Genomic DNA, 24,159 nt, shown 5'->3' on the forward strand with positions numbered 1-24,159 from the left:
CTGGCGATGGATCACACCCGCCGCGTTCCCGCTGGCCTGGCAACCGACACCGGCCAGACGGCGCTTCCGGTCGTTCCGGATGTCGCCGTCACCTCCATCCGCTGGTTGTTCGGCGTTTTCATCCTCTGTCTGACACTGCTGCTGGGGTTACGGGTGGTCTTTTCCGACCTGCAGGCGGAGCTGAATGCGCGCAGCACGAACGAGCGGGCGCGACTCTTTATCGGCGAGGAAATCGTCCGTGGTATCCACGGTATCGAAAAAGACCTCTACCGGATGGCGTCCACCTCGAATCTCGCCGGGCTGAGACGGGTGAATCTGTCAATCGAACATCAGATGGAGAAGCTGCGGCACGATCTGAACGTGTTGAAGCAGGGCGGAACCGTCCGGCGCGAGGTACAACTGAATCTCGAAGGGCGCGACGAAATGGTCCGCGAGGTCGCCTATCGCCCCGACCAGGACAATGACCGCCATGTCATGGAACTGATCGAGATCGCCCCGCTCCTGGACACGCTGGGCGAAAAGACCCAGGAATTGGAAGACATCCTGGTCAGAAGCTGGGAGTTCCAGGAGCGCGAAGACCTGCAAGGTTTTTTCGATCTGCACGTCGACATCGATCTCTTCATCAAGCACATTCCGCCCTATTTCGAGCGCATCGCCGAAAACGCCAACCGGCTGTTCTTCGATAGCAGCGAACAACTGCGGAATCTGGAAACCGCCCTGCAATTGCAAAGCGATCGCCTCAAGGCGGTCGAACTCTCGCTGATCGTGCTCGTGATCCTGCTCACCAGTCTGGCCGGCTGGATCTTCCTCAAGCGCATCGGCCAGGCCAATCGGCAGCTTGCCAACAGCGCTCAGGAAATGCGGGTCGCCAAGGACGCGGCGGAACGCGCGAGCCGCGCCAAATCGGAATTCGTGTCGCGCATGAGCCACGAGCTGCGCACGCCGCTGAACGCCATCATCGGTTTCGCCGAATTGCTGGAGGCCGAGCCGCTCGCGCCCTCGCACCAGAATTACGTCAACCTCATCGGCAGCTCGGGCAAGCACCTGATGGAGCTGATCAACGCGGTGCTCGATCACGCCAAGATCGAGGCCGGCGGCATGACGCTGGAACAGATCGCCTTCGATCTTCACGCCGCCATCGAGGCAGTCAAAACCATCGTCGGCGATCGCGCCACCGCCAAGGGTTTGGAATTTACCGCCAACATCGACCCCAAGCTGCCACGTTTCGTCGTCGGCGACCCGACCCGGTTGCGGCAGATCCTCATCAACCTGTTGGTCAACGCGATCAAATTCACCGCGCACGGCGACATCAATCTGTGCATCGCGCGGGAGGATCAACGCATCGTTTTCAGTGTCCGCGACAGCGGTATCGGCATGGACGCGGCGGGGATCGCCCGCCTGTTCCAACCCTTCAGCCAGGCCGATGACTCGATCACGCGCAAATTTGGCGGCACCGGTCTCGGGCTGATGATCTCGAAGGAACTGATCGAGGCGATGGGCGGCGGAATCGATGTCGAGAGCGCACCCAATGTGGGAAGCGTTTTCCGATTCTGGCTCAGGCTACGTGAAGCCGAATCGATCCCGGAACGCGCGACCGATGCCGCACCATCCGGCCCACAGGAGACGCTCGCCAGCCTCGTGGCCGGGCGGGTGCTGCTGGTCGACGATAACAGCGTCAATCAACAATTGGCCGGCGCGATGCTGAACCGGCTGGGCCTGAGCCATGACTTCGCCAACAACGGGGCCGAGGCTCTCCGACAACTAGCCAGCGCCGACTATGCCCTGGTGCTGATGGACATGGAGATGCCGGAAATGGACGGCGTCACCGCCACCACCCATATCCGCGCGCATGAGGCCGCTCGGGGCGCGGCCCGCCTGCCGATCATCGCGATGACCGCCAACGCCATGCAGGAAGACCGCGACCGCTGCTTCGCCGCCGGCATGGACGGTTACCTCTCCAAGCCGGTCAGGCTGGCCACCCTGAACACCGAAGTGCGTCGACTGTTCGCCGCGACGACCGCCGCCGCTCCCGCTTCCTGAGCGATCGCCCGCCATCGCTGGCATCATCGGCCAACTGGATTCGCCCGCCGCAAACCCCGACCTCCAGGGAAACGCGCGCTCGACCACCACACGAGAGAAGCACCACGCTGGAGAGATTTGGAATGTCACGGATCAAACTCGAATTCCCGAATACCGCCGGTCAGACCCTTGCGGGTCTTCTGGAAACGCCGCCCGATCGGGTGCCGACCGCACGCTACGCACTGTTCGCGCACTGCTTTACCTGTAGCAAGGATGTCGCCGCCGCCAGCCGCATCAGCCGCGCGCTGGCCGCGCGCGGGATCGCCGCGCTGCGGTTCGACTTCACCGGGCTTGGCAACAGCGATGGCGACTTCGCCAACACCAACTTTTCGTCCAACGTCCAGGATCTGCTGGCCGCCGCGCGCAAACTAGAGACCGATTTTCAGGCGCCCGCGCTGCTGATCGGCCACAGTCTGGGCGGGGCAGCGGTGCTGGCCGCCGCGCACCAACTGCCGTCGGTGGAAGCGGTGGTGACGATCGGCGCCCCGGCGACTCCGGATCATGTCCAACACCTGTTCAGTGGGGCGCGAGGCCAATTGGAGGCCACCGGCGAGGCCGAGGTCCAGATCGGCCTGCGCCGCTTCCGGATCCGCAAACAACTGCTCGACGATCTGGCGCAATACGGCTCCGCCGACCATATCCGCCACCTGAACCGCGCGCTCCTGGTCTTTCACTCGCCGCTCGACGAGATCGTCTCCATCGACGAAGCGGCCAAGATCTATCGGGCCGCCCGTCATCCCAAGAGCTTCATCTCGCTCGACAAGGCCGATCACATGCTCGGCAACCGCGAGGATGCCGAATATGTCGCCGAAACCCTGGTCGCCTGGGCCAGCCGGTATCTGGGGCTCGGGCGGCATGACTTCGAGCCCAGCACTGGCACCGCGCCTAGGGTTGCCCCTGGCGAGGTGCTGGTCACCGAAATCGACACCCGCTTTCTGCGCGGTCTCTATACCGACCGTCATCAATGCCTGGCCGACGAACCCAAGTCGTTCGGCGGCTCCGATTTGGGTCCCTCGCCCTACAAATTGTTGCTGATGGCCTTGGGGGCCTGTACCTCAATGACCTTGAGGATGTATGCCAACCGCAAGGGCCTGAGTCTCGACGACGTGGAGGTGCGGTTGACGCATGAGCGCGACGACGCGCCAAATCGCACGGATCGCGGACAACCCGGCAGGGGCGAACGCATCTTTCAGCGGCTGAACATCCACGGCGATCTCAGCGCGGCGGAACGCGCGCGGCTGCTGGAGATCGCCGATCGTTGCCCGGTGCACCGCACGCTTGAATCCGGCCCCTTGATTCAGACACGGTATGAGGAGGACGAACCACCTCTCAGTCACGAGTAAAAATAAGTATAGCCTTCGCACCTGAGATCCAGACATATCCTGTCGTAGGAGCGGATTTGAAACTCGCTCCTACGTCCGGCGTGGTGACATTGCATCCGTTCGTGGTGAGCTTGTCGAACCATGAACGGATGCAATGTCGACCTCGGAGCACGATTTCCGCCCGTCCTTCGACCCTTCGGCTCCGCTCAGGACTCAGGACGAACGGAAATCGGTAAAGTCATTCCAGGAAATCACCTAAGAATCAACGCAATAGCCGTTTGTTCGAAAAGGATGCGCGCCCTCTCAGCGAACAGGCGTGTAACAATACAGATGCCAGACATGCAGCGGATGCCGACAGGGTGTGACTGGGGTTTCGCGCAAGGGCGCAGCCGGACAATCGAACAGCGTCCGCTGGGTCTCGACGCTAAAGCCCGCGATGGCCGGCGGCGCGCCGAATCGGGTCACCAGCCAGAAGGGACCGGCCACCGTCTCGGGATCCACGCGCGGAGCAATCTGGCCCCGCAGATATTCGGATGGACGGGTCAGGCCGGGCCATTGACTGGTGTCCAGATCCGGTTGATGGAAACGCAGCATGGCCGCAGTCTGATAGCGATCCGCATAAACGGGAGCGTCCAGTTCGGCGCCGATCCGTGCCAGTTCCGTGAAGCCATGGGTCTCGCGCAGGATGCGATTCTGGCTGTCGGGTAGCGGGAGCGCGCCGGTCGCGGCATGCACGGCATAGAGACTGACCAGCAGCAGATTGACCGCCGCGGCCGCAAAGACCCAGCGACGCACCCGTCGCAACCAGACCGCCGCCAGCGGCGCGGCCGTGAGCAGATACATGATCGGCCAATTGGCCTCCACGTCGCTCATGGTCGCGACCAGGGCAAAAAAGCCCAGCGGGAAAACGGTCGCCGCGCTCAGCAGCACGCGCGCATGCGGCAGGAACGCCGGCGATTGAGCCAGTCGTTCCGAGGGGCTGGATGGAGGATCGCCATCCAGCCGGGCGGACTTGCCCCAGCGCGCCAGCCAGGGAGCCAGCAGCAGCGGCAGGCCAATCAGCCCCCAGAACGCCAGTTGCGTCCCAAGATAGCCGAACAGGCTCGCGAGACGCGCGCCGGGAGACTCGGGGCCGGCATGGTCGATGGCGCCGGCGGGCGCCGAGGCGAGCGGCCCCATCTCGGTCGAGAAACCATGTCCGAACTGGAAGCGCATCGTCAGCCAGTCCTGGTTCGCGTTCCAGAGGAGATTCGGCGCGAACACCAGCAGCGCCATCAATGCGCCGAGATAGGGCCAGGGCGTGCGCAACGCCCGCCAGTCCGCGCGCAGGATCGCCCAGAGAAAGATCGGGCCGATCAACACCATGGTGTATTTGCCGAGCAGGCCAAGCCCGATCGCCACGCCAGCGGTCAGCCAGCGTCGGCGCTCCCCGGCCAGCGCGCGTTCGCCCTCGTGCAAGGCCAGCGCCCAACCCAGCGCCAGCGCGGTATCCGGCGTGGTCAGCACGCCACCGGCCAGTCCGGGCAAGGTCGCGAAGGCCAGGATCAGCGCGAGCGTCAGATCCCGGTTGTCGGTCAGCCCGCAGTTGCGATAGAAACGGGCGAGTACCAGCAGGGTCAGCGTCCCGGCGATCAAACCGCCGAGTCGGGCCATGAATGCCGAGCCCGGTTCGAGCAGCGTGCCGAGTCCAAGGAACGCGACACCCGGCGGATGATCGAAATAGCCCCAGGCCAGGCTGCGCGCCCAGTCGAAATAATAGGCCTCGTCCTGCGTGACCGGCATCAGGGCGGCAATCGCCAGCCTCCAGACGGTCATGGCGAGGATCAGAAGCAGCAGCAGTCGCCAGGACCGAATGCGCGGTGGATCCGTGAGAGCGTGAGTCATGCCGTTTTCCGCCTTGTTAGAATGCGCTCGGCAACGCGGCCGGATTCGCCACCCCACTGCCATTAAGTTAAGCCGTTCATGGTTCGATAAACTCACCACGAACGGCTTAATTAAACTCACCACGAACGGCTTAATTAAACTCACCACGAACGGCTTAACTAAACTCACCACGAACGGCTTAACTTAATGGCAGTGACCCGCCAACCGGATCGCTTTCCGAGCCTGCGGTATTTTAACCGATCGAGGGATCGCGACCATGACACCAACCAAACTCGCCGATGACAAACCGCTGGCGGAAAAGACCGGCTTGAGCGAGGCGGACATTCAGTGGATCGGGAGCGTTCGCCCCACCAAGCGATACTGAACATCGCTGTCCATCACGGATCTCCCTTTCCAACCGGAACTTGGTAAAGTGCTCGCCATGGAATTAGACAGCTTCGTCCTCTCCGCCATCGTACTGCTGACCGCGGCGGCACTCGCTGTCACCCTGTTCAAGCATCTCGGGCTCGGCTCGATTCTGGGACTGCTGGTCGCCGGCATCGCCGTCGGTCCCTATTCGCCCGGACCCAATGTCACCCCACATGTCGAGGATGTCCGCCATTTCACCGAACTGGGCGTGGTACTGCTGCTGTTCGTGATCGGTCTGGAGATGCAGCCCAAGCGTCTCTGGGCGCTGCGCCGGGAGGTCTTCGGCTTGGGGACCGTGCAGATTCTGCTGTGCGGCGGTGCCATCGCGGCCTATATCTCCTTGTATCAAGCCTCCTGGCAGGCGGCGCTGCTGATCGGGCTGACCATGGCGCTGTCCTCGACCGCACTGGTCATGCAATTGCTCCACGAACGCGGCGATATCGCGACCCGCCATGGCAACGCCGCCTTTGCCGTACTCCTGATGCAGGATCTCGCCGTGGTGCCCCTGCTCGCCCTGGTGCCGCTCTTTTCCGATCTGGGCGTCACCGCCAATGCCGCGCCCTGGTGGGAGCAGTTCCTCATGGTCATCGCCATGATCGGGATGGTTCTGATCCTCGGCCGCTATGTCCTGCCCTTCGCGCTGGAGCGTCTGCTGCGTCAGAACAATCGGGATGCCTTCGCGCTGGTGGTACTGCTGTCGGTGTTTCTCGCCGCCGGCGCCATGCATCGGGCCGGGCTCTCGATGGCGCTGGGCGCCTTCCTGATGGGGATGCTGCTCTCGTCCACCCGCTTCAGCTTCCAGATCCAGGCCCACATCGAGCCCTTCAAAGGACTTTTGATGAGCCTCTTCTTCGTCGCTGTCGGCATGTCCATCGATCTGCCCGCCATTGCCGCGCAACCCTGGCTGCTGACCCAGCACGTCGTGGTCATCCTGGCGATCAAGCTGACCGTGCTGTTTCTCATCGCGCTGGTCTTCGGGCTGTCCCGCGGGATCGCGACCCGACTCGCGTTCCTGCTCGCGCAGAGCGGCGAATTCGGGTTCGTGCTGTTCGGTTCCGCCAAGCTTTTAGGCGTGATCGACGAGGCGACCTTTGTGATCGCCGTCAGCGTCATCTCGGTCAGCATGCTGCTGACGCCGCTGCTGGTGCGGATCGGCGACACACTGGCGATCCGCGCCGAGCGTCGCACCGCGGCCCCCCTGTGCTTCGATCAAGAGGCGACCGGAATCCCTTCCCAGGGACGGGTCGTGGTTGCCGGTTATGGCCGCGTGGGACATACCATCGCCACCCTGCTGGAAGTGAACAATATCCCGTATATCGCCTTCGACACCAATCCGGCGCATGTCGAACGGGGCGAGCGGGACGGGCGCGCGGTGTATTACGGCGATATCGGCGATCTGGAATTGCTCACCGCCGCCCAGATCGAGGATGCCTCGTTGGTCATCCTGACCATCGATCACGGCCCGACCGCGCTACGAGCCGTCTCGCACATCCGGATGAACTATCCGCGGGTTCCAGTGATCGCGCGGGCGCGCGATCTGGAGGCCTGCGCCAGTCTGATCCGCGCGGGCGCAACCCGCGCCTATCCCGAGGCGATCGAAAGCAGTCTGCGCCTCGGGGCGGAGGCTCTGGAGATGCTCGGCGTGCCGATGGACGATGTGGACAATCTGTTGCAGGGCGTGCGCAGCCAGGGATATGCGCCGGTGGTCGATTAAACCGCGTCCAGTGCGGTATGCGATGTTTTTGGATTGGATTAACCTTGGCCGCATCGACGATATCGGAGCGGACGCGGTTTAAGATATTAAAAAATATAAAATTTTAAACCGCGCATCTACTGAGGCTGGTGAAATCCCCAGAGCCAAACACAAACTGAAAATTACGCATATCGCGCTGGACGCGGTTTAATGCACCTATTGCCGTTGACGCCTAAACTCAGTAGGCTCATCAGCCGCGTCATCATCACGAGATCGGGAGAACCCGCCAGACATGGATAACCGCTTCGACCTTGCCCGTTTCAATATGATCCAGCAGCAGATTCGTCCTTGGGACGTTCTCGACGAGCATGTCCTGGACGCAATGGCTGCAATTGCGCGCGAGGCTTTCGTGCCCGATGCCTATCGCGGGCTGGCCTACGCGGATATCGAGATCCCGATCGGCACGGGGACGAGCATGCTCGACCCGAAAGTCGTCGGCCGTCTGTTGCAGGCGCTCGACGTGCGACCCGGCGAGAAGGTGCTGGAGATCGGTACCGGCACCGGGTATGTCACGGCCTGTCTGAGCCGGCTGGGCGGGCGCGTGATCAGTGTCGAGATCGACCCGGCGTTGGCCGCCGCGGCCCGCGAACGGCTGGCGGCACTGAAGTTCGCGGGCGTCGAGGTACGCGAGGGAGATGGTCTGGCCGGCCCCATCGCGGGCGGCCCGTTCGAGGCGATCGCCGTCACGGGTTCGATGCCGACGGACGCCTCGCTGCCGATGCTCCAGGATCATCTCTCGGTGGGCGGGCGTCTGTTCTGCATCGTCGGCGAAGAGCCGGTCATGGAGGCGCTGCTGATCACCCGACTCGGCGGTCGAAATTTCAGCCGCGAGACACTTTTCGAGACCTGCGTGCCCTCCCTGGCCAAGGTCGTGGAGCCCGAAAGCTTTGTTTTTTAGCTGGATTCCTCGTAGGGGCGAATTTATTCACCCCTACAGGCCTGTATCCTGCTCAAGCAGTGGAGATGTCCTTAATCTCCCCTTCTAATGATGGCACGCCCTAAGAGCCACGCCCCTCCAAGACCACGATGCTGCGCGAACGCAGCAACATCGGGGTCATGTCCACAGCGACCTGATCCGTTGGATCGACGATATCCGTGGGCGAGGCGCGCCCGGTGTCGAGCGCGAGATCCCAGCGGACGGCCGGCAGCGCGGGCAACTCGAAACGACGTGCCGCTTCGCTCATATTGATCATGACATGCAGCGGCCCTTCGTCCTGGCGCGCGGGAGCCAGCGTGAAGGCGAGCGATTGCGCCAGCGGATCGCCCCAGGGCGGATCATTCAGCGTTTCGCCGTGCCAGACGATGTCCGGCAGATCCGAACCCTGCTGCGCCTCGCCGGAGAGAAAATGGCGGCGGCGCAGATTCGGATGACGCTTGCGGAACGCGATCAGGCCGCGAACGAACCGCAGCATGTGCGTATTTTGCTCGACCAGCGACCAATCGAACCAACCGAGATCGTTGTCCTGACACCAGGTGTTGTTGTTGCCATTCTGCGTTCGCAGCACCTCGTCGCCCGCCAGAAGCATCGGGACGCCTTGACTGAGGAACAGCAGCGTCAGTAGATTCTTGGCCTGTCGTCGCCGCAGGGCCAGGATTTGCGGGTCATTGGTTTCGCCCTCGGCGCCACAGTTCCAGCTCAGATTATTGTCGCAACCATCGCGATTTTTCTCGCGGTTGGCCTGATTGTGTTTACGCTCGTAGGAGACCAGATCCCACAACGTGAAGCCGTCGTGACAGGTCACGAAATTGATGCTGTTGGTGGGCTGGCGCAAATTAGCCTGATAGAGATCGCTGCTCCCGGACAGACGGGTCGCCACCTCGGAGACCAACCCCGGATCGCCGCGCACGAAGCTCCTGATGGTGTCGCGATAACGGCCGTTCCATTCCATCCAGCGGTAACCGGGGAAGCTGCCGACCTGATAGAGGCCGGCGGCATCCCACGCCTCGGCGATGATCCTGGACGCGGCCAGGGTGTCGGAGAGTTCGATCTCCCACAGCACCGGCGGATTGGCCATCGGACGCCCGTCGGCATCGCGCGCCATGGCGCTGGCAAGATCGAAACGGAAACCGTCGACATGCATTTCCCGCACCCAATATTCCAGAGCGTCGACGATAAAATGGGCGACGATCGGATGATTGGCGTTGACGGTATTGCCGCAGCCGGTGAAATCCAGATAGAGGCTCTTGTCGATCCCGTCCAGGCAATAAAAGGTCTCGTTGCCAATGCCTTTGAAGGTCAGGGTTGGTCCGCCGACCCCGCCCTCGCTGGTGTGGTTAAAAACCACGTCCATGATGACGCCGATGCGCGCGCGATGCAGCGCCTTGACCATCTCGCGGAATTCGCTCAGATGCGTCCCCCGCTCGGGCGTCACGCAGTATCCGGGATGCGGCGAAAAGAAGCCGAAACTGCTGTAGCCCCAATAGTTGCGCAGACCCGCGTCCCAGACTGCCTCGGGCACATCCTGCTCGTCGAAGGCCATGACCGGCATGAGTTCGACGTGGGTGATACCGAGTTCCTGGAGATAGGGAATCTTCTCGATCAGGCCGAGAAAGGTTCCCGGATGCTCGACCCCCGAACTGGGATGGCGGGTGAAACCGCCCACATGCAGCTCATAGATGATGGTTTGTTCGGAAGGCAGCCGCAGCGGCATATCGCCCTCCCAGTTGTATTCCTCGGCGAGGACCAGAGCACGCGGCGAATCGTGGGGCTGTACACCGTCACGCTGACGGCGCCAGCGGTTCCAGTCGCAGACGTTGACGGCGCGCGCCCAGGGATCGACCAGTTCGATCCGCGCATCGAAACGCCAGCCATGATCGCGGGGTTCGCTCGGGCCCTCCATGCGCCAGGTGTAATGGGTGCCGGGCGGCAGATCCACTACCAAAACGTGCCAGGAGAAAAAGGTATGGTGAACCTGGGGATCGAGCCGGATGATCTGAAAGGGCTCCGGACTCGTCGCGCTCGCATAGAGCAGAAGCTCCGCGCCACAGGCATGGCGGCTGAAGATGGAGAAGTTGACACCGTCATCCTCGACGGTGGCCCCAGAGGGATAGCGACGCCCTGGGAAAATCGCATAGGGAGCATGGGAAGCTGGCATAGTGACAAGCGCGAGATAATGACTGAGATGAGGCCGGAATCGACGACGCGGCTTACACTCGCTGGGGACCGCGCTCGGCGATCCAGCGAGACGCCCACGACGTCGTGGCCTGAATAAATTGGATGAATGCCATCATAACATGCTGGATTCTGTCTCATCCCTTTTACAAATCGGCCCAGCGCCAAGCCACGATCAGACCGACCGCCGCCGCCCCGGCGGCGACGCCAAAGGTGACGAGCGCGCCGGAGCCGTCCCACAGAAGTCCGCCGAGCAGACTTCCGGCCGCGCCGCCGGCGCCAAAACTCAGGCTGTTATAGAGCGCCTGGCCGCGCCCCTGGGTTCGCCCCGGAAAGGCGTGGTGGACCAGATGAATGGCAGATGCATGAAAGGTGCCAAAGGTCGCGGCATGCAGAAGCTGCGCGACCGCCTGCACGGACAGGACATCGATGAAGGCGCCGATCAACAGCCAGCGCAGGATGGCGAGACCCAGACTCCAGAGCAGCACCCGGCGCGCGCCAAAGCGATCGAGCAGCCGATGCATGATCAGAAACACCAGCACCTCGGCGATCACGCCGAGCGCCCAGAGATTGCCGACCGCGACGCTCGAATAACCGGCCGCTTCCAGATGAATCGAATAAAAGGCGTAATAGATCCCGTGGCCGAGTTGCATCAGGAAACAGGCCGCGAAAAAGGCTAGTACCTCTTGACGCCGCAGGAGCGCGCGTAGCGACAGCGCCGGCTGACCGTCCTGGACCGGCGCGCTGTCCGGGATCGTCAGCGAACTCAGCCAGACGCCCAGGAAGAGCATCAGCACCCAGACCGGCACGATGGCGAGCGAATCCCGTTCCAGACGCAGACCCAGCACAGCCACCACCAGGATGAAGCCCACCGAGCCCCACAGCCGAACCAGCGCATAGCCGGTGGGCCGCTGCCGCAGATGATTGAAGGTGACCGCTTCCACCTGGGGCAGCGAGGCGTTCCAGAAAAAACTGAACAGCACCATGGCCGCCGCCATGCTCCAGAAACCATCGGCGAAAAAGACCGTGACGAAGGCGAGCACCGAGAGCAGCGCCCCGAGCCGCACCATCGGCATCCGTCGTCCGCGCAGATCGACGATGTGTCCCCAAACCATGGGCGCGACGATCTTGGTGCCCGACAGAATCGCCAGAAGCTGCCCGATGGCCAGCGCATCGAACCCCTCGGACTGGAGATACAGGCCCCAATAGGGGACAAGCGCGCCGAGCGAGGCGAAGTAGCAGAGATAATAAGCGGAGAGACGCCAGTAGGGCATTAAACCGCGTCCGGTCGAGCCTGCAAGGCGTGTCTCTCGCATCGGACTTGCGGAAAGCCGCCAGCCTCGCAGCGGACGCGGTTTACGTCAGCGGCGCGGACGGGATCGCCGGAGTCGGCGGCCGCACGTCGGCATTTTGAGCGCGCTGACGCAGCAGGTGATCCATGAGAACGAGGGCCAGCATCGCCTCGGCAATGGGCGTCGCGCGGATGCCGACACAGGGGTCGTGACGACCCGTGGTGACGACCTCGGTCGCCTCGCCACGAGCATTGATGGTGCGTCCCGGCAGACGGAGGCTGGAGGTCGGCTTGAGCGCGATCCGCGCGATTACGTCCTGACCGGAGGAGATACCGCCGAGAATACCGCCGGCGTGATTGGAGAGAAAACCGTCCGGGGTCATCTCGTCGCGATGTTCCGTGCCCTTTTGCTCGATGCAGCCGAAACCGGCACCGATCTCCACGCCTTTCACGGCATTGATGCTCATCAGCGCGTGGGCGATGTCCGCATCGAGCCGGTCGAAGATGGGCTCGCCGAGACCGGTCGGCATCCCCGAGGCGACGACGGTCACGGCCGCGCCGATGGAGTTACCCTCCTTGCGCAGTGCGTCCATGTAGGTTTCCAGATCGGCGACCGTGGCGGCGCAGGGCCAGAAGAAGGGGTTGCGGTCCACCTCGTCCCAAGCGAATCCTTGCGGGCGGATGGGACCAAGCTGGGACAGATACCCGCGCACGACGATGCCGCGACGCACCGCCAGATATTTCTTGGCGATGGCGCCGGCGGCGACCCGGATCGCGGTCTCGCGCGCCGAGGAGCGCCCGCCGCCCCGGTAGTCGCGCACGCCGTATTTCTGATCGTAGGTGTAGTCCGCGTGACCTGGGCGATAGCGCTCGGCGATCTCGGAATAGTCCTTGGAGCGCTGGTCCTCATTGCGGATCAGGAGACCGATCGGCGCGCCGGTGGTGCGGCCCTCGAAGACGCCGGACAGGATCTCGACCGCGTCCGACTCGCGCCGTTGGGTGGTATGGCGCGACTGCCCCGGCTTGCGCCGGTCCAGATCCCGTTGCAGATCGGCGGCGGCGAGTTCGAGACCGGGCGGACAGCCATCGACGACACCGCCGATGGCCGGACCATGACTTTCGCCAAAGCCGGTGACGACGAAGAGTTTTCCGAAACTGCTGCCGGACATGATGGACTGCCCCGGCTCAGTCCGCGGGCGGCGGCACGACATCGGCGGGATTGAGCCAGGCATTGCCTTTTTCCAGCACGTCGCGCGTCAGCGTGCTGGTGGCCTGATGCAGCTTGACCCCGTTGATGATGTAGTTGTAGCGCGCGTCCAGATAATCGAACTCGGCCTGGAACAGATTGCGCTGTGCATTCAGCACGTCGACCTGGGTGCGCGTGCCGACTTCCAGACCCGCCTGCGTGGACTCCAGCGCCGAGCGCGCCGAGACGATCGCCGCCTGCCGGGCCTTGATGTCCTCGATGCTCGTGAGGATGCCGCGGAAGGCATCCTTGACCTGCTGATCCACCTGTCGGCGCACCTGATCGAGCCGATCCTGCGCGGCGCGGAATTGATACCCCGCCTGACGGGTCCGCGACGCCACCGCCCCGCCCTGATAGATGGGGACATTCACCGACAGCCCGACGAAGCCCGTGTCGGAATCGGTGTTGAACTCGGCGCCCGAACGCGACATGTCGTATCCGGCCTGCACGCTGACCGAGGGGTAATAGCCGGAACGCTCGATATCGATGGTCCGCTTGGCGGCGTTGGCCGCCTCGCTGGCGGCAACGATGCCGTAATTGCTCCGCACGGCCGTCGTCGCCCAGGCGTCGATCTCGTTCGGCTCGGGCGGCGCCAGGGGTAACTGCTCGCCCAACCGCGCCAGCGGAACGCTGATCGGCCCCACGATGGCGCGTAGCGCCTCCCAGGCATTGTTCAGCGTGTTCTTGCCCGTGATCACGTCGGCGCGCGAGCGATCATAGGCGGCCTGACTCTCGTTCACGTCCGTGATGGCGACCAGACCGACCTCAAAACGCTGTTTGGACTGTTCCAACTGGCGCTCGTTGGCGCGCAACAGCGCCTCCAGAACCGTGACCGCGTCGGATGCCCGCAGGACATTGAAATACGCCTCGGTGGTCTTGACCATGAGGTCGATCTGGGCGTTGCGGTATTGCGCCTCGGCTTGCGCAATCACGTTGTCGGACTGCTTGAGCGTCATCCAGTTCGCCCGGTTATACACCGATTGATTGACGACGGCCTGCAAGCCCCGGGTGTCATAGCTGTCGGTGCGGCTGAAAGAGCCGAATGCATTGTTTCCGCTGCTATCGACGCTTTGATAACCAAGATCGCCTGTCACGCTCAGGTTGGGCATCAGCAGCGAGCGTGCCTGGGGTTTCACCTCGCGGGTCGCGAACAGGGTCTGCTCGGCCTCGCGGAGCGTCGGGTCGCTCTCGACCGCGATGTCGTAGATCTGGATGAGATCCTCGGCCTGACTGGCATGGACGAAGCCACAGAGCAGAAGGGCAATCAGGGTCGGAAGAGGTTTCCGCATCATCGGTTTCGGTTTCCTGGTTCAGGCGGGGACATGACCGCCGCCATGACGATTTGCGCGACAGGCGTGCGCGGAATGCGCGCAGTATAGGCGACATGACGGTTTACCCTCAATGCGCGGAAAGAAGGCGCGAGGCATCACGAGCGACTGGTATCCGAATGGGCAGCATCACGACAAGCGATTTTCGACCGGCCTGGTGGCTCCCCGGCGCGCACCTGCAAACCCTCTGGCCCAGTCTGATGCGACCCCGACACCCGGCGCATCTGACCCGGCGGCGCATCGAACTCGCCGACGGCGATTTTATCGACCTCGCGCTGGCCGGATCCACCGGCCCGCGCGTGCTGATCGTGCATGGGCTCGAAGGCAATCTGGAGTCCCATTACGCGGGCAGCCTCGTCGCGACCCTGGCCCGCGCGGGCTTTCGGCCGATATTCATGCACCTACGCGGCTGCTCGCACGAGCCGAACCGGCTGGATCGCGCCTATCATTCGGGCGCGACCGAGGATCTCGCCGAGGTGCTCGCCGCGCTCCTCCAGGACGAGGACGAGCCGCTCGCCGCCGCGGTCGGCTTCTCGCTCGGCGCCAATCTTCTGCTCAAATATCTCGGCGAGACAGAGCGCCCGCCGATCGGCGCCGCCATCGCGGTCTCCGTACCCTTCGTTCTGCGCGACGCCATGCTCCGGCTGGATCTTGGCGTGTCCCGTCTCTATCGCCGCCACCTCTTGAACCGGCTCAAATCGAACCTGCGGCGTAAATTCGCGGATCGCCCCTTGCCGCTCCCGGTCGATCTGGACGACATCCGCGACTTCAACCAGTTCGACGACCGGATCACCGCCCCGCTGCACGGTTTCGCCGGGGTCTTCGACTACTACAGTCGCGCCAGTTGCCGACCCTTCCTGTCCCGCATCGAGACCCCGACCCTGATCGTCCAGGCCGCCGACGATCCCTTCATGTTCCCGACCACGATCCCCTGGGAGCACGAACTCGGCCCTGGGGTGACGCTGGAACTCGCCGCCCATGGGGGGCATGTGGGTTTCATCGCGGGCACCCTCCCCTGGCGCCCGGTTTACTGGCTCGAACAGCGGATCCTGTCACGCCTGCGGGAGATCCGGCCCGATAGATCCAAGGGGCTCGACCACGCGCCATAACCGCCTGGCGACCAATAATCTGAATCGCCAAAGCCCTGGATCCGCCCTGCGCGACATGCTCAATGCCTGGCGTAAATTATTGTAATCTTGTGCCTCGAACGGACATTCGTCCTTCGCGTCGGCCTGCCGAAACCCACAACGATAACGAGGAAAAAAGATGAACCGAACCACGCTCATGGCACTGGCCCTCATGGCCGGCAGCGGACTCGCGCTCGCGGGTCATGGCGCGCATTGGGGTTATTCCGGCACCGAGGGGCCGGAGCATTGGGGCGAACTCGACCCCCATTTCAGCGCCTGCCAGACCGGTAAAAATCAGGCGCCGATCGATCTGACTAACGTCGTCGACAGTCAACTCCCGCCAATCGGGTTTCATTACAGCCCCGGCGGCAGCGATGAGATCAACAACGGGCATACCATCCAGGTCGACTATCAGGCCGGCAGTTCGATCGCCCTGGACGGACACGATTACGAACTGAAGCAATTCCATTTCCACACGCCGAGCGAAAATCATATCGGCGGCCGGGAGTTTCCGATGGAGGCGCATCTGGTCCACGCCGACCAGGACGGTAACCTGCTCGTGATCGCGGTCATGTTCGATGAAGGCGACGAGAACGCCGCGCTGATCGTGCCCTGGGCGGGCATGCCCGAAACGGTCGACCGCAAGACCCACCTCGCCGCCCTGGCCTCCGCCGAGAAGCTGCTCCCGGCAAACCGCGACTACTACCGTTTCAACGGCTCGCTGACGACCCCACCCTGTACCGAGGGAGTGATCTGGCTGGTGCTCAAGGAGCCCGTCACGGCTTCCGCCGAACAGATCGGCAAGTTCGCTCGGGTCATGGGACACCCCAACAACCGCCCGATTCAGACCCTCAACGCGCGTGTCGTCATCGAGTAATCGACGTCCACGCCCGCTTGACAGGCCGCGCCGATCCACTGACCGGCGTGGTGCGGATCTCCCGACGGAGCGTCGACATGACAAGCCTGCCACCATCGAGGCAGTCCATCACTGGAGTCATCCTGGCCGGCGGTCAGGCGCGGCGCATGGGCGGTCAGGACAAAGGACTCTTGCCCTTCGCCGGCCGGCCGCTGGTGGAATGGGCGATCCGGTCGCTGGCACCCCAGGTCAGCGCACTGCTGATCAGCGCCAATCGCAATCTCGACGCTTATGGCGCCTACGGTTTTCCCGTAGTCACCGACCTTGAGCAAGGTTTTCAGGGGCCCCTGGCGGGGATTCTCAGCGCGATGCACGCGGCTCGTACCGCATGGATCCTGACCCTGCCTTGTGACGGCCCGCAACCCCCGCCCGATCTGGGCGCGCGGCTCGCCCAAGCCGTGATCGAACAGGACGCGGAACTGGGGGTCGCCACCGCGAACGCCCGACGGCAATCCGTGCATACGCTGTTGCCGGTTGCGCTGTCGGAGAACCTGCGAGGCTTCCTCGCCGCCGGCGAGCGTAAGGTCGATCTCTGGCATGCCCAGCACCGGGTCGCCCTGGCCGATTTCAGCGACCGCCCCGGCTGTTTCGCCAATCTCAACGCACCTGAGGATGCTTGCGAACTGGAGCCAGCCTTCATCCAAGCCTTGTCGACGGGCTGAAATGACTTGACATAAAATTTTCGCCATCCCCCTTGACACCCCTCGTCACCGTCACTAATTTATTCATCGCAGGCGCTCGCTAGAGGCTTGCAGACCACGCGGTTCACGTTGAACGCGCTTTTTCCATATTGCTCGAACCGAGGATATGTCTCATGACAACCATCGACTTTTCGCCCCTGTTCCGCTCCATGATCGGCTTCGACCGGATGACCTCCGCGCTCGAAACTGCCTATCGCACCGAGCCAGGCGGCTACCCCCCTTACAACATCGAGGTCAGCGGAGAGAACGCCTACCGCATCACCATGGCGGTCGCCGGGTTTTCCGAGCAGGATCTAAATCTGGAGGCCAAGGAAAACATCCTGACCGTCTCCGGCGGACGCCCCGAGGAAGAGGATGCCACCGAGCGGAAGTTCCTCTACCGCGGCATCGCCAATCGCAGCTTCGAGCGAAAATTCCAACTTGCCGATTACGTGCGGGTACTCGAAGCCAGGCTGGAAAACGGGCTGCTGCACATCGACCTGCGGCGCGAGATCCCGGAGGCCATGAAACCGCGTAAAATCGAGGTCAACAGCGGCGCTCGGCGTGTCATCGAGACCGCCACAGCCCAGGCGGCCTGATCGACGGCCGACTGACCTGACAGCCCAACGCCGGGTTCTTGATCCCGGCGTTGGGCTGCGATGCCAGCAATTCCCAGTTTGCCCCTAACCGTTTCGCCTTCTCTGCCCGGAAAGCAGGGCCAAGGCAGCATGCATCCGTTCATGGTTCGACCCTTCGGCTCCGCTCAGGGCACGGGACGAACGGGAAACCCTTCACTGTTCGCATGATTCGTCTGGGTTTTTCGCTTCATGAGGCCACACTGAGAATTACTGCTGCGGTGCCGCCTGGCTTGCCAAATTCTGCTACCATGCGCGCAGCGATGCGACGCTCCACCGAGCATGCGTATCGCTCGATGAGACTCGATGGTCCGCGCCCATACAAATAACGATCGCGCCCGAGTCAGACCGATCGTCAACGTCCGTGCCTAACCTCGAATCTATGCCCCTGCTCGCCGCGCTACCCATGGGCGCGCTGCTGCTGGATCACCAGCAGCGCATCGTCGATGTCAACCAAGCTTTTCTGGATCTGCTTGGATACCCCGACTCGCTGGTACTCGGCCGGGTTTTCCACGAGCTGTTTCAAGATGCCCATCCCGAGCGACTGACAGCGCTGCTGAATTCGCCAGAAGGCCATTGCGTGCGCATGGACGTCGGTTTCGCGCACGCTGTCGCGGGGCCGCGGATGGCGTCAATCGCCTTCTCGCGCTGCTTCTCGGAAGGGCAAGACCGGCCGCGACTGCTCTCGATCGTCCTGGGCAATCCGCCGCAAACCGATCCGGATCCACTCCTGGCGCGCTCTGCCGACATCGTCTCCACCTCGCCCGACCGGATCGCGCTCGTGGATCGAGGACGCCGAATCAAGGCGGTCAACGATGCCTTTCTCCGAACCGTCGACCGCGCACGCGACGAACTCATCGATCAGGATGTCAAGAATCTCGGCGGCGACGATCAACTGACCGCCTGCCTCGATCGCAACCTCGGCCCTTGCCTCGATAGCGGGCGGATTCTGATCGAGGATATCCGCGAGACACGCGGTGACGGAGCGCCTCGCGACGCCGAGGTGCGTCTCTTCCCGCATCATGACGCAGAAGGGACGATCACCGGCGTCATCGTCGACATCCGGGATGTCACGGCCAGCCGGGACGCGGAACGGCGCCTGTTGCAATCCGCCGCCGTGTACGCAGCCACCTCCGAAGGGGTTCTGATCACGGATGCCGCAGGCTTGATCGTCGCGGTCAACCCCGCCTTTACCCGGATCACCGGCTATACCGAGTCCGAGGTGCTGGGTCAAAAGCCAAACCTGTTGAACTCCCACTGGCATCCGCGCAGCTATTTTGTCGGAATGTGGCGCCTGCTGTCGCGGCAGGGTTCCTGGCAGGGCGACATCTGGAACCGCCGCAAGGATGGCGAAATCTATCTGCAAAAACTCACCATCCGGCGCGTCCTGGACGCGCACGGCAAGGTCGTCAATTTCGTGGGCGTCTTCGCCGCGCGCAACCATGCGCCGCCGCGGCGCACGGGCCATCTGATCCATTACGACGCCTTGACCAAACTGCCCAACCGCCTGCTCTTCGAGTCCCGGCTTGAGCACGCGATTGAACTCGGACGGCGGAAAGCGTCGCCGCTGGCTCTGGTTCTGTTCGATCTGGACCATTTTGCGCACATCAACTCCAGTCTGGGTCATCAGCTCGGCGACCAATTGCTGCGCGCGGTCGCGCTCCGGTTACGCGGCGTTATTCGTCCTTCCGACACTCTGGCCCGACTGCGCGCCGACCAGTTCGGACTCCTCTTCGAGGAGATCGAACGGATTACGGAGGTCGAGGACATCGCCCGGCGTCTTCAGGCGGTCTTGTGCGCCGATCTGCAGGTGAGCAACCATCAGGTTTTCCTCACGGCGAGTATCGGCGCAGCCATCGATGTCGACATGAAAAGCGACCGTAACGCACTGTTCGCCCATGCCGAATCCTCCCTTCGGTCGGCCAAACGCCAGGGACGCAACGGTCTCCTGATCTCCCGGATCGAACCCGGCAAGGCGGGTCATGAGCACCAGCGCCTGATCGATCTGCTGCGGACCGGACTCGTCAAAGGGGAATACAGACTGATGTACCGCCCCCGCGCGGACTTGGAAACGGGGGTCCACACGAGCGCCGAGGTGCTGATCCGCTGGGATCAAGAGGAAATCGGCACCGTCCCGCCAGAACGCTTCCTGACCCTGGCCAATGAAAGCGGATTCATGGCCGAACTTGGCGAGTGGGAACTCGCAATGGCCTGTCGGCAACTCCAGCATTGGCTGGGGAAGGGTTTCGCCATCGGCGGTTTGTCCATCCATGTCTCCGAGGCGCAGCTCACGCGCGGCAATCTGATCCAGATCCTCGAACGCCTGCTGGTGGAGAACCCGCTGACGGCCAACCGGCTCGATCTGGAATTCAACGAATCGCTGCTCCAGAAACACCCCGAACAGATCGCCGGGGTTTTCGACGGATTACGCCGGCTTGGCGTCTCGATCACCTTGAATGACGTGGGGGCTGGCTGGACCTCGCCAGCGGCGTTGCGGCGACTGCCGATCAAGACCCTCAGGATTCATCCCAACTTCATCGAGTCCCTGCCCGAATCGCACGACGATCTGGCCGTGGTCCAAGCGCTCGTCGCCATGGCCCAGGCGCTGGATCTGGAGATCCTGGCCGATGGGGTGCGCACCGACGAGCAGCGACAATTGCTACTGACCATCGGCTGCCAGCAGGCCCAGGGCGCACTGTTCGGAGAAGCCGTATTCGCGCCGCACTTCGAGCACAGACTCGATCCCAAACCATGTTCATTCCCGCACAACGCGCTCGAAAATTAACGGACATGCCTTGCACCCCCCGGGCATGGCGTGTCTAATCCAATTCCGCGCCCCCGAAAGAGTCTTGATTCATGCCTGTCCCCGATCTGGCGCCCTTCCCGGAAAACCCTGGCCTGGTCGATGCCTACTCGCCGCTGGCCGGTCGCTATGACGAGATGCGCACCGCCGATGGCGAGGTGCGTCCGCAATGGCAGTATCTGCTCGATGCGCTGCGCACGCTGGGTCCGGCCGGCATCGAGGAACGCTGGCGCGAGGCTTCGCGCCTGATTCGCGACAACGGCGTCACCTACAATCTGCATGGCGATCCCCAGGGCGTCTCGCGGCCCTGGCAACTGGATCTGCTACCGCTCCTGATCCGTAGCGACGAGTGGGCGGAACTGGAACGCGGCCTGATCCAGCGCGCCGAACTCTTCAACCTCATACTGCTCGATCTCTACGGCTCCCGCGATCTGATCCGAACCGGACTGCTGCCGGCCGAGCTGATCGACGGCAACGCCAGCTATCTGATCGCCTGCCACGGCATCGAGGTCGCGGGCGGGCGCCCCCTGGTCCAGTATGCGGCGGATCTGACACGGCTGCCCGATGGCCATTGGAGAGTGATCGGTGACCGGACGCAAAGCCCCATGGGTGCGGGCTATGCGCTGGAAAACCGGGTGGTGTTGTCGCGGGTGCTGCCCAGTCTGTTCCGGGACTCGCATGTGCACCGCCTGGCCGGCTTCTTCCGCTCCATGCGCCGCACCCTGACCCGGCTGGCGCCGCGCGTGGCCGAACACGCGCGGATCGTGGTGCTCACGCCCGGCCCGCAAAACGAAGCCTATTTCGAACACGCCTATCTGGCCAACTATCTCGGCTATACCCTGGTCCAGGGCGGGGATCTCTCGGTGCGCGACGGCGCGCTCTGGTTGCGCACCCTGGGGCGACTGGAGCGCATCGACGCGGTCCTGCGACAGGTCAACGATCTCTGGTGCGATCCGCTGGAACTGCGCGAGGACTCCATGCTGGGCGTTCCCGGCATGTTGCAGGCCGCGCGCGCAGGCAACCTGATTCTGGCCAACGCGCTGGGCAGCGGGATTCTCGAACACCCGGCGCTCGCGGCCTTCCTGCCCCGCATCTGCCAGCAGCTTCTCGGCGAGTCGCTGGTCCTGTCGGACATCCCGACCTGGTGGTGTGGCGACCCCGACTCGCTCGCCCGGGTGTTGAACAGTCTCGATAGCCTGGTCGTCAAGCCCCTGCCGTCGTCTCATCTCATGACGGGCGACAGATCGGCGGGACCGTCGGAACTTTTTCCAGGGGCAATGGAGCCGGCCGCGCGCGCGGCGTTGATCAAGGCGATCCAGGCCAATCCAGGCGGCTACGTCGCCCGCGAACGGGTTCAACCCTCGACCGCGCCGGCACTCATCGACCAGCATCTGGAACCGCGCCCCAGCGTTCTGCGTACCTTCCTGATCGCGGAAGAGGATGGCTATGCCGTGATGCCCGGCGGGCTCGGGCGCGTCGCCCTGAACCAGGAAACCGCGCCGGTCTCCAATCAACTCGGCGGACTGGGCAAGGACGTCTGGGTGCTGGCCTCGGAGCCGGAACGCCAGGAGAGTCTGCTGGCCGCGTCCGATACGCAAACCCCCGCGGTCGTGCAGGAGAGCACGGTCTCCAGCCGGGTCGCCGACAATCTGTTCTGGATCGGCCGCTATGCCGAACGCGCCGAGGGTCTGGTGCGTCTGCTGCGGATCACGATTTTCAAGTTCTCGGAGCGGGCCGATTATCCGCTGTCCAAGGTCACCTCTTCCTGCCTGAGATCCCTGCTGGAGGCATTGACCAATCAGACCCAATCCTTTCCCGGCTTCGTCGGCGCCGGGGCGGACGAGCGTCTGCGCAACCCGATCCCCGAGTTGCTGTCGCTGATCACCGATCCCGCACGACTCGGCGGACTGCCGCGCACGCTGGAGGCACTGGGACAGGCCGCCTACTCGGTGCGCGAACGTCTGTCGGCGGACACCTGGCGCATCGTCAGCGATATCGAGGGGCGGCTGGCGAACCTCACCGAGCATCCCCCCAGCCAGTTGTCGCAGGCGCTCGACGAACTCGACCCGCTGGTCACCTCGCTGGTCGCCTTCTCCGGTCTGACACAGGAAAACATGACCCACAACGAGGGCTGGCATTTTCTGGAGACCGGACGGCGGCTGGAACGCGGGAGCGCCATCGCCAGCCTGCTGCATTCCACCCTGGTACCGGTCGCCGGCGATCAGGAAGAAAACATGGTGATCGAGGCGGTGCTCGGCATCACCGACAGTCTCATCACTTACCGGCGCCGCTACCACGCGGGCACCCGGGTCGGCGCACTGCTGGATCTGGTGCTCCAGGACGAAGGCAATCCACGCGCCCTGGCCTATCAGCTGGCAATGCTCGAACGTCTTGTCGCCGAACTTCCCCGCGGCGATCTGGTGGTTGGACGCACCACGGCGGAGAAACTGGTTCTCAAGAGTCTGACCGGGATTCGCCTGACCGAGATCGATCATCTGATCCAAGCGCATAAACAGGGTACCCGACGGGTCGTTCTGGCCAAGATGCTCGGTGAGCTGAGTACCGAGCTCGCCGCCATCTCGGATGCCATCACCGCCCAGTATTTCCGCCACGAGGAACAGCCGCACAGTCTGCTGCGACGCACCGGGACGCCCGCGCCATGAAATTTCGCGTCCAGCATCTCACCCGCTACGAGTATGCCGAACCGGTTTCGCTGTGCCATAGCATCGCCCACCTGAAACCGCTCCAGACCCGGCGTCAACGCTGCCTGTCGAGTCAGCTTCGCGTCGATCCCTGGCCGGCCGTCATGCGCGAGCACGAGGATTTTTTCGGGAACCGGGTAAATTATTTTTCGATCCAGCAAGCCCACAACGCGCTGGAAGTCACCGCCACCAGCGAGATCGAGATCACCCACATCGCGCTCCCCGAGGCGGACAAGACGCCCCCCTGGGAACGGGTGGTCGCCCGACTGTACGACAAGGGCGACGGCCTGATGACCAACGCACGGATCTTTACCCTCCCTTCGCCCCAGGTACCGCCGGATCCGGCCGCCCGCGACTATGCCACCGCCTCCTTTCCGGCCGGGCGACCAATCCTGGAGGCGACGTTGGACTTGATGGGGCGCATCTATCGCGAGTTCGAGTACGATCCTCACTCGACCACCATCGCCACGCCAATCGCCGAGGTCATGGAACAGCGTCGCGGCGTCTGTCAGGACTTCGCGCACATCGCCATCGCCGCGTTGCGCGGGTTCGGTCTGGCGGTTCGTTATGTCAGCGGTTATCTGGAAACCCTGCCGCCGCCCGGCCAGGTCAAACTCCAGGGAGCCGACGCCTCGCACGCCTGGTTCTCGGTGCTGATTCCCGAACTGGGCTGGGTCGATTTCGATCCGACCAACGACCAGATCCCCGGCGAGCAGTACATCACCACCGCGATCGGACGGGATTTTCAGGATGTCACACCCCTGCGCGGCATCTTCTATGGCGGCGGCACCCACGACCTGCTGGTTGCCGTCGATGTCAACCGGATCGCCGAACCCGTGCCGGCGATCCCGCCCGCTTGAGCGAGTAACGCCC

General features: G+C 63.4%; 16 protein-coding genes. 11 read left to right on the forward strand and 5 right to left on the reverse strand.

Annotation, left to right across the window (positions count from 1 at the left end):
* Nucleotides 1–6 precede the first annotated feature (6 nt).
* Both THIVI_RS22690 and THIVI_RS08440 read left to right on the forward strand, forming a co-directional pair.
* Nucleotides 7–2,040 carry a hybrid sensor histidine kinase/response regulator gene (locus THIVI_RS22690; protein WP_014778178.1) on the forward strand — a complete coding sequence of 678 codons (2,034 nt, stop codon included), beginning with the start codon at nucleotides 7–9 and terminating at the stop codon, nucleotides 2,038–2,040.
* Between the two features lie 122 nt (nucleotides 2,041–2,162).
* The gene (locus tag THIVI_RS08440) at nucleotides 2,163–3,422 is read left to right on the forward strand and encodes a bifunctional alpha/beta hydrolase/OsmC family protein (protein ID WP_014778179.1); all 1,260 of its coding nucleotides are present in this window, start codon (nucleotides 2,163–2,165) and stop codon (nucleotides 3,420–3,422) included.
* Between the two features lie 282 nt (nucleotides 3,423–3,704).
* Here THIVI_RS08440 and THIVI_RS08445 read toward each other — a convergent pair whose 3' ends face one another.
* On the reverse strand, nucleotides 3,705–5,285 hold the full coding sequence (locus THIVI_RS08445) for a glycosyltransferase family 39 protein (protein ID WP_014778180.1): 1,581 nt from the start codon (nucleotides 5,283–5,285) through the stop codon (nucleotides 3,705–3,707).
* A gap of 421 nt (nucleotides 5,286–5,706) precedes the next feature.
* On the opposite strand from THIVI_RS08445, the gene THIVI_RS08450 reads away from it, so the two are divergent.
* The gene (locus THIVI_RS08450; RefSeq protein WP_014778182.1) at nucleotides 5,707–7,407 is read left to right on the forward strand and encodes a cation:proton antiporter domain-containing protein; all 1,701 of its coding nucleotides are present in this window, start codon (nucleotides 5,707–5,709) and stop codon (nucleotides 7,405–7,407) included.
* A gap of 271 nt (nucleotides 7,408–7,678) precedes the next feature.
* Nucleotides 7,679–8,344 (forward strand): protein-L-isoaspartate O-methyltransferase family protein, encoded by a 666-nt coding sequence (locus THIVI_RS08455; RefSeq protein ID WP_014778183.1) that lies wholly within the window; start codon nucleotides 7,679–7,681, stop codon nucleotides 8,342–8,344.
* A gap of 100 nt (nucleotides 8,345–8,444) precedes the next feature.
* On the opposite strand, the gene glgX is transcribed toward THIVI_RS08455, so the two are convergent.
* From glgX to THIVI_RS08475, 4 genes are all read right to left on the reverse strand, one after another.
* The gene (gene glgX / locus THIVI_RS08460) at nucleotides 8,445–10,541 is read right to left on the reverse strand and encodes a glycogen debranching protein GlgX (RefSeq protein WP_014778184.1); all 2,097 of its coding nucleotides are present in this window, start codon (nucleotides 10,539–10,541) and stop codon (nucleotides 8,445–8,447) included.
* Nucleotides 10,542–10,704: 163 nt separating this feature from the next.
* Nucleotides 10,705–11,832, reverse strand: a complete 1,128-nt coding sequence (locus tag THIVI_RS08465; RefSeq protein WP_014778185.1) for an MFS transporter — start codon at nucleotides 11,830–11,832, stop codon at nucleotides 10,705–10,707.
* Nucleotides 11,833–11,914: 82 nt separating this feature from the next.
* A complete protein-coding gene (aroC, locus tag THIVI_RS08470) occupies nucleotides 11,915–13,018 on the reverse strand; it encodes a chorismate synthase (RefSeq protein ID WP_014778186.1) in 1,104 nt (367 codons plus the stop codon).
* A 16-nt stretch (nucleotides 13,019–13,034) separates the two neighbouring features.
* Complete coding sequence (locus tag THIVI_RS08475) at nucleotides 13,035–14,384, reverse strand: TolC family outer membrane protein (RefSeq protein WP_041447440.1); 1,350 nt, start codon at nucleotides 14,382–14,384, stop codon at nucleotides 13,035–13,037.
* Nucleotides 14,385–14,542: 158 nt separating this feature from the next.
* Between THIVI_RS08475 and THIVI_RS08480 the strand changes: the two genes are divergently transcribed.
* From THIVI_RS08480 to THIVI_RS08510, 7 genes are all read left to right on the forward strand, one after another.
* Entirely contained in the window at nucleotides 14,543–15,532 is a 990-nt protein-coding gene (locus THIVI_RS08480) for a hydrolase (RefSeq protein ID WP_014778188.1), read from the forward strand.
* A gap of 157 nt (nucleotides 15,533–15,689) precedes the next feature.
* Entirely contained in the window at nucleotides 15,690–16,427 is a 738-nt protein-coding gene (locus tag THIVI_RS08485) for a carbonic anhydrase (protein WP_014778189.1), read from the forward strand.
* 77 nt (nucleotides 16,428–16,504) lie between these two features.
* The gene (mobA, locus tag THIVI_RS08490) at nucleotides 16,505–17,128 is read left to right on the forward strand and encodes a molybdenum cofactor guanylyltransferase MobA (RefSeq protein ID WP_014778190.1); all 624 of its coding nucleotides are present in this window, start codon (nucleotides 16,505–16,507) and stop codon (nucleotides 17,126–17,128) included.
* 152 nt (nucleotides 17,129–17,280) lie between these two features.
* Entirely contained in the window at nucleotides 17,281–17,745 is a 465-nt protein-coding gene (locus THIVI_RS08495; protein ID WP_014778191.1) for an Hsp20 family protein, read from the forward strand.
* Between the two features lie 418 nt (nucleotides 17,746–18,163).
* The gene (locus THIVI_RS08500) at nucleotides 18,164–20,566 is read left to right on the forward strand and encodes a sensor domain-containing protein (RefSeq protein WP_014778192.1); all 2,403 of its coding nucleotides are present in this window, start codon (nucleotides 18,164–18,166) and stop codon (nucleotides 20,564–20,566) included.
* 71 nt (nucleotides 20,567–20,637) lie between these two features.
* Complete coding sequence (locus tag THIVI_RS08505; RefSeq protein WP_014778193.1) at nucleotides 20,638–23,247, forward strand: circularly permuted type 2 ATP-grasp protein; 2,610 nt, start codon at nucleotides 20,638–20,640, stop codon at nucleotides 23,245–23,247.
* A complete protein-coding gene (locus THIVI_RS08510; RefSeq protein ID WP_014778194.1) occupies nucleotides 23,244–24,146 on the forward strand; it encodes a transglutaminase family protein in 903 nt (300 codons plus the stop codon). Before THIVI_RS08505 ends, THIVI_RS08510 begins: the two co-directional genes overlap by 4 nt.
* Nucleotides 24,147–24,159 lie beyond the last annotated feature (13 nt).

It is taken from the genome of Thiocystis violascens DSM 198 (assembly GCF_000227745.2).
GTDB classification, from domain to species: Bacteria; Pseudomonadota; Gammaproteobacteria; order Chromatiales; family Chromatiaceae; genus Chromatium; species Chromatium violascens.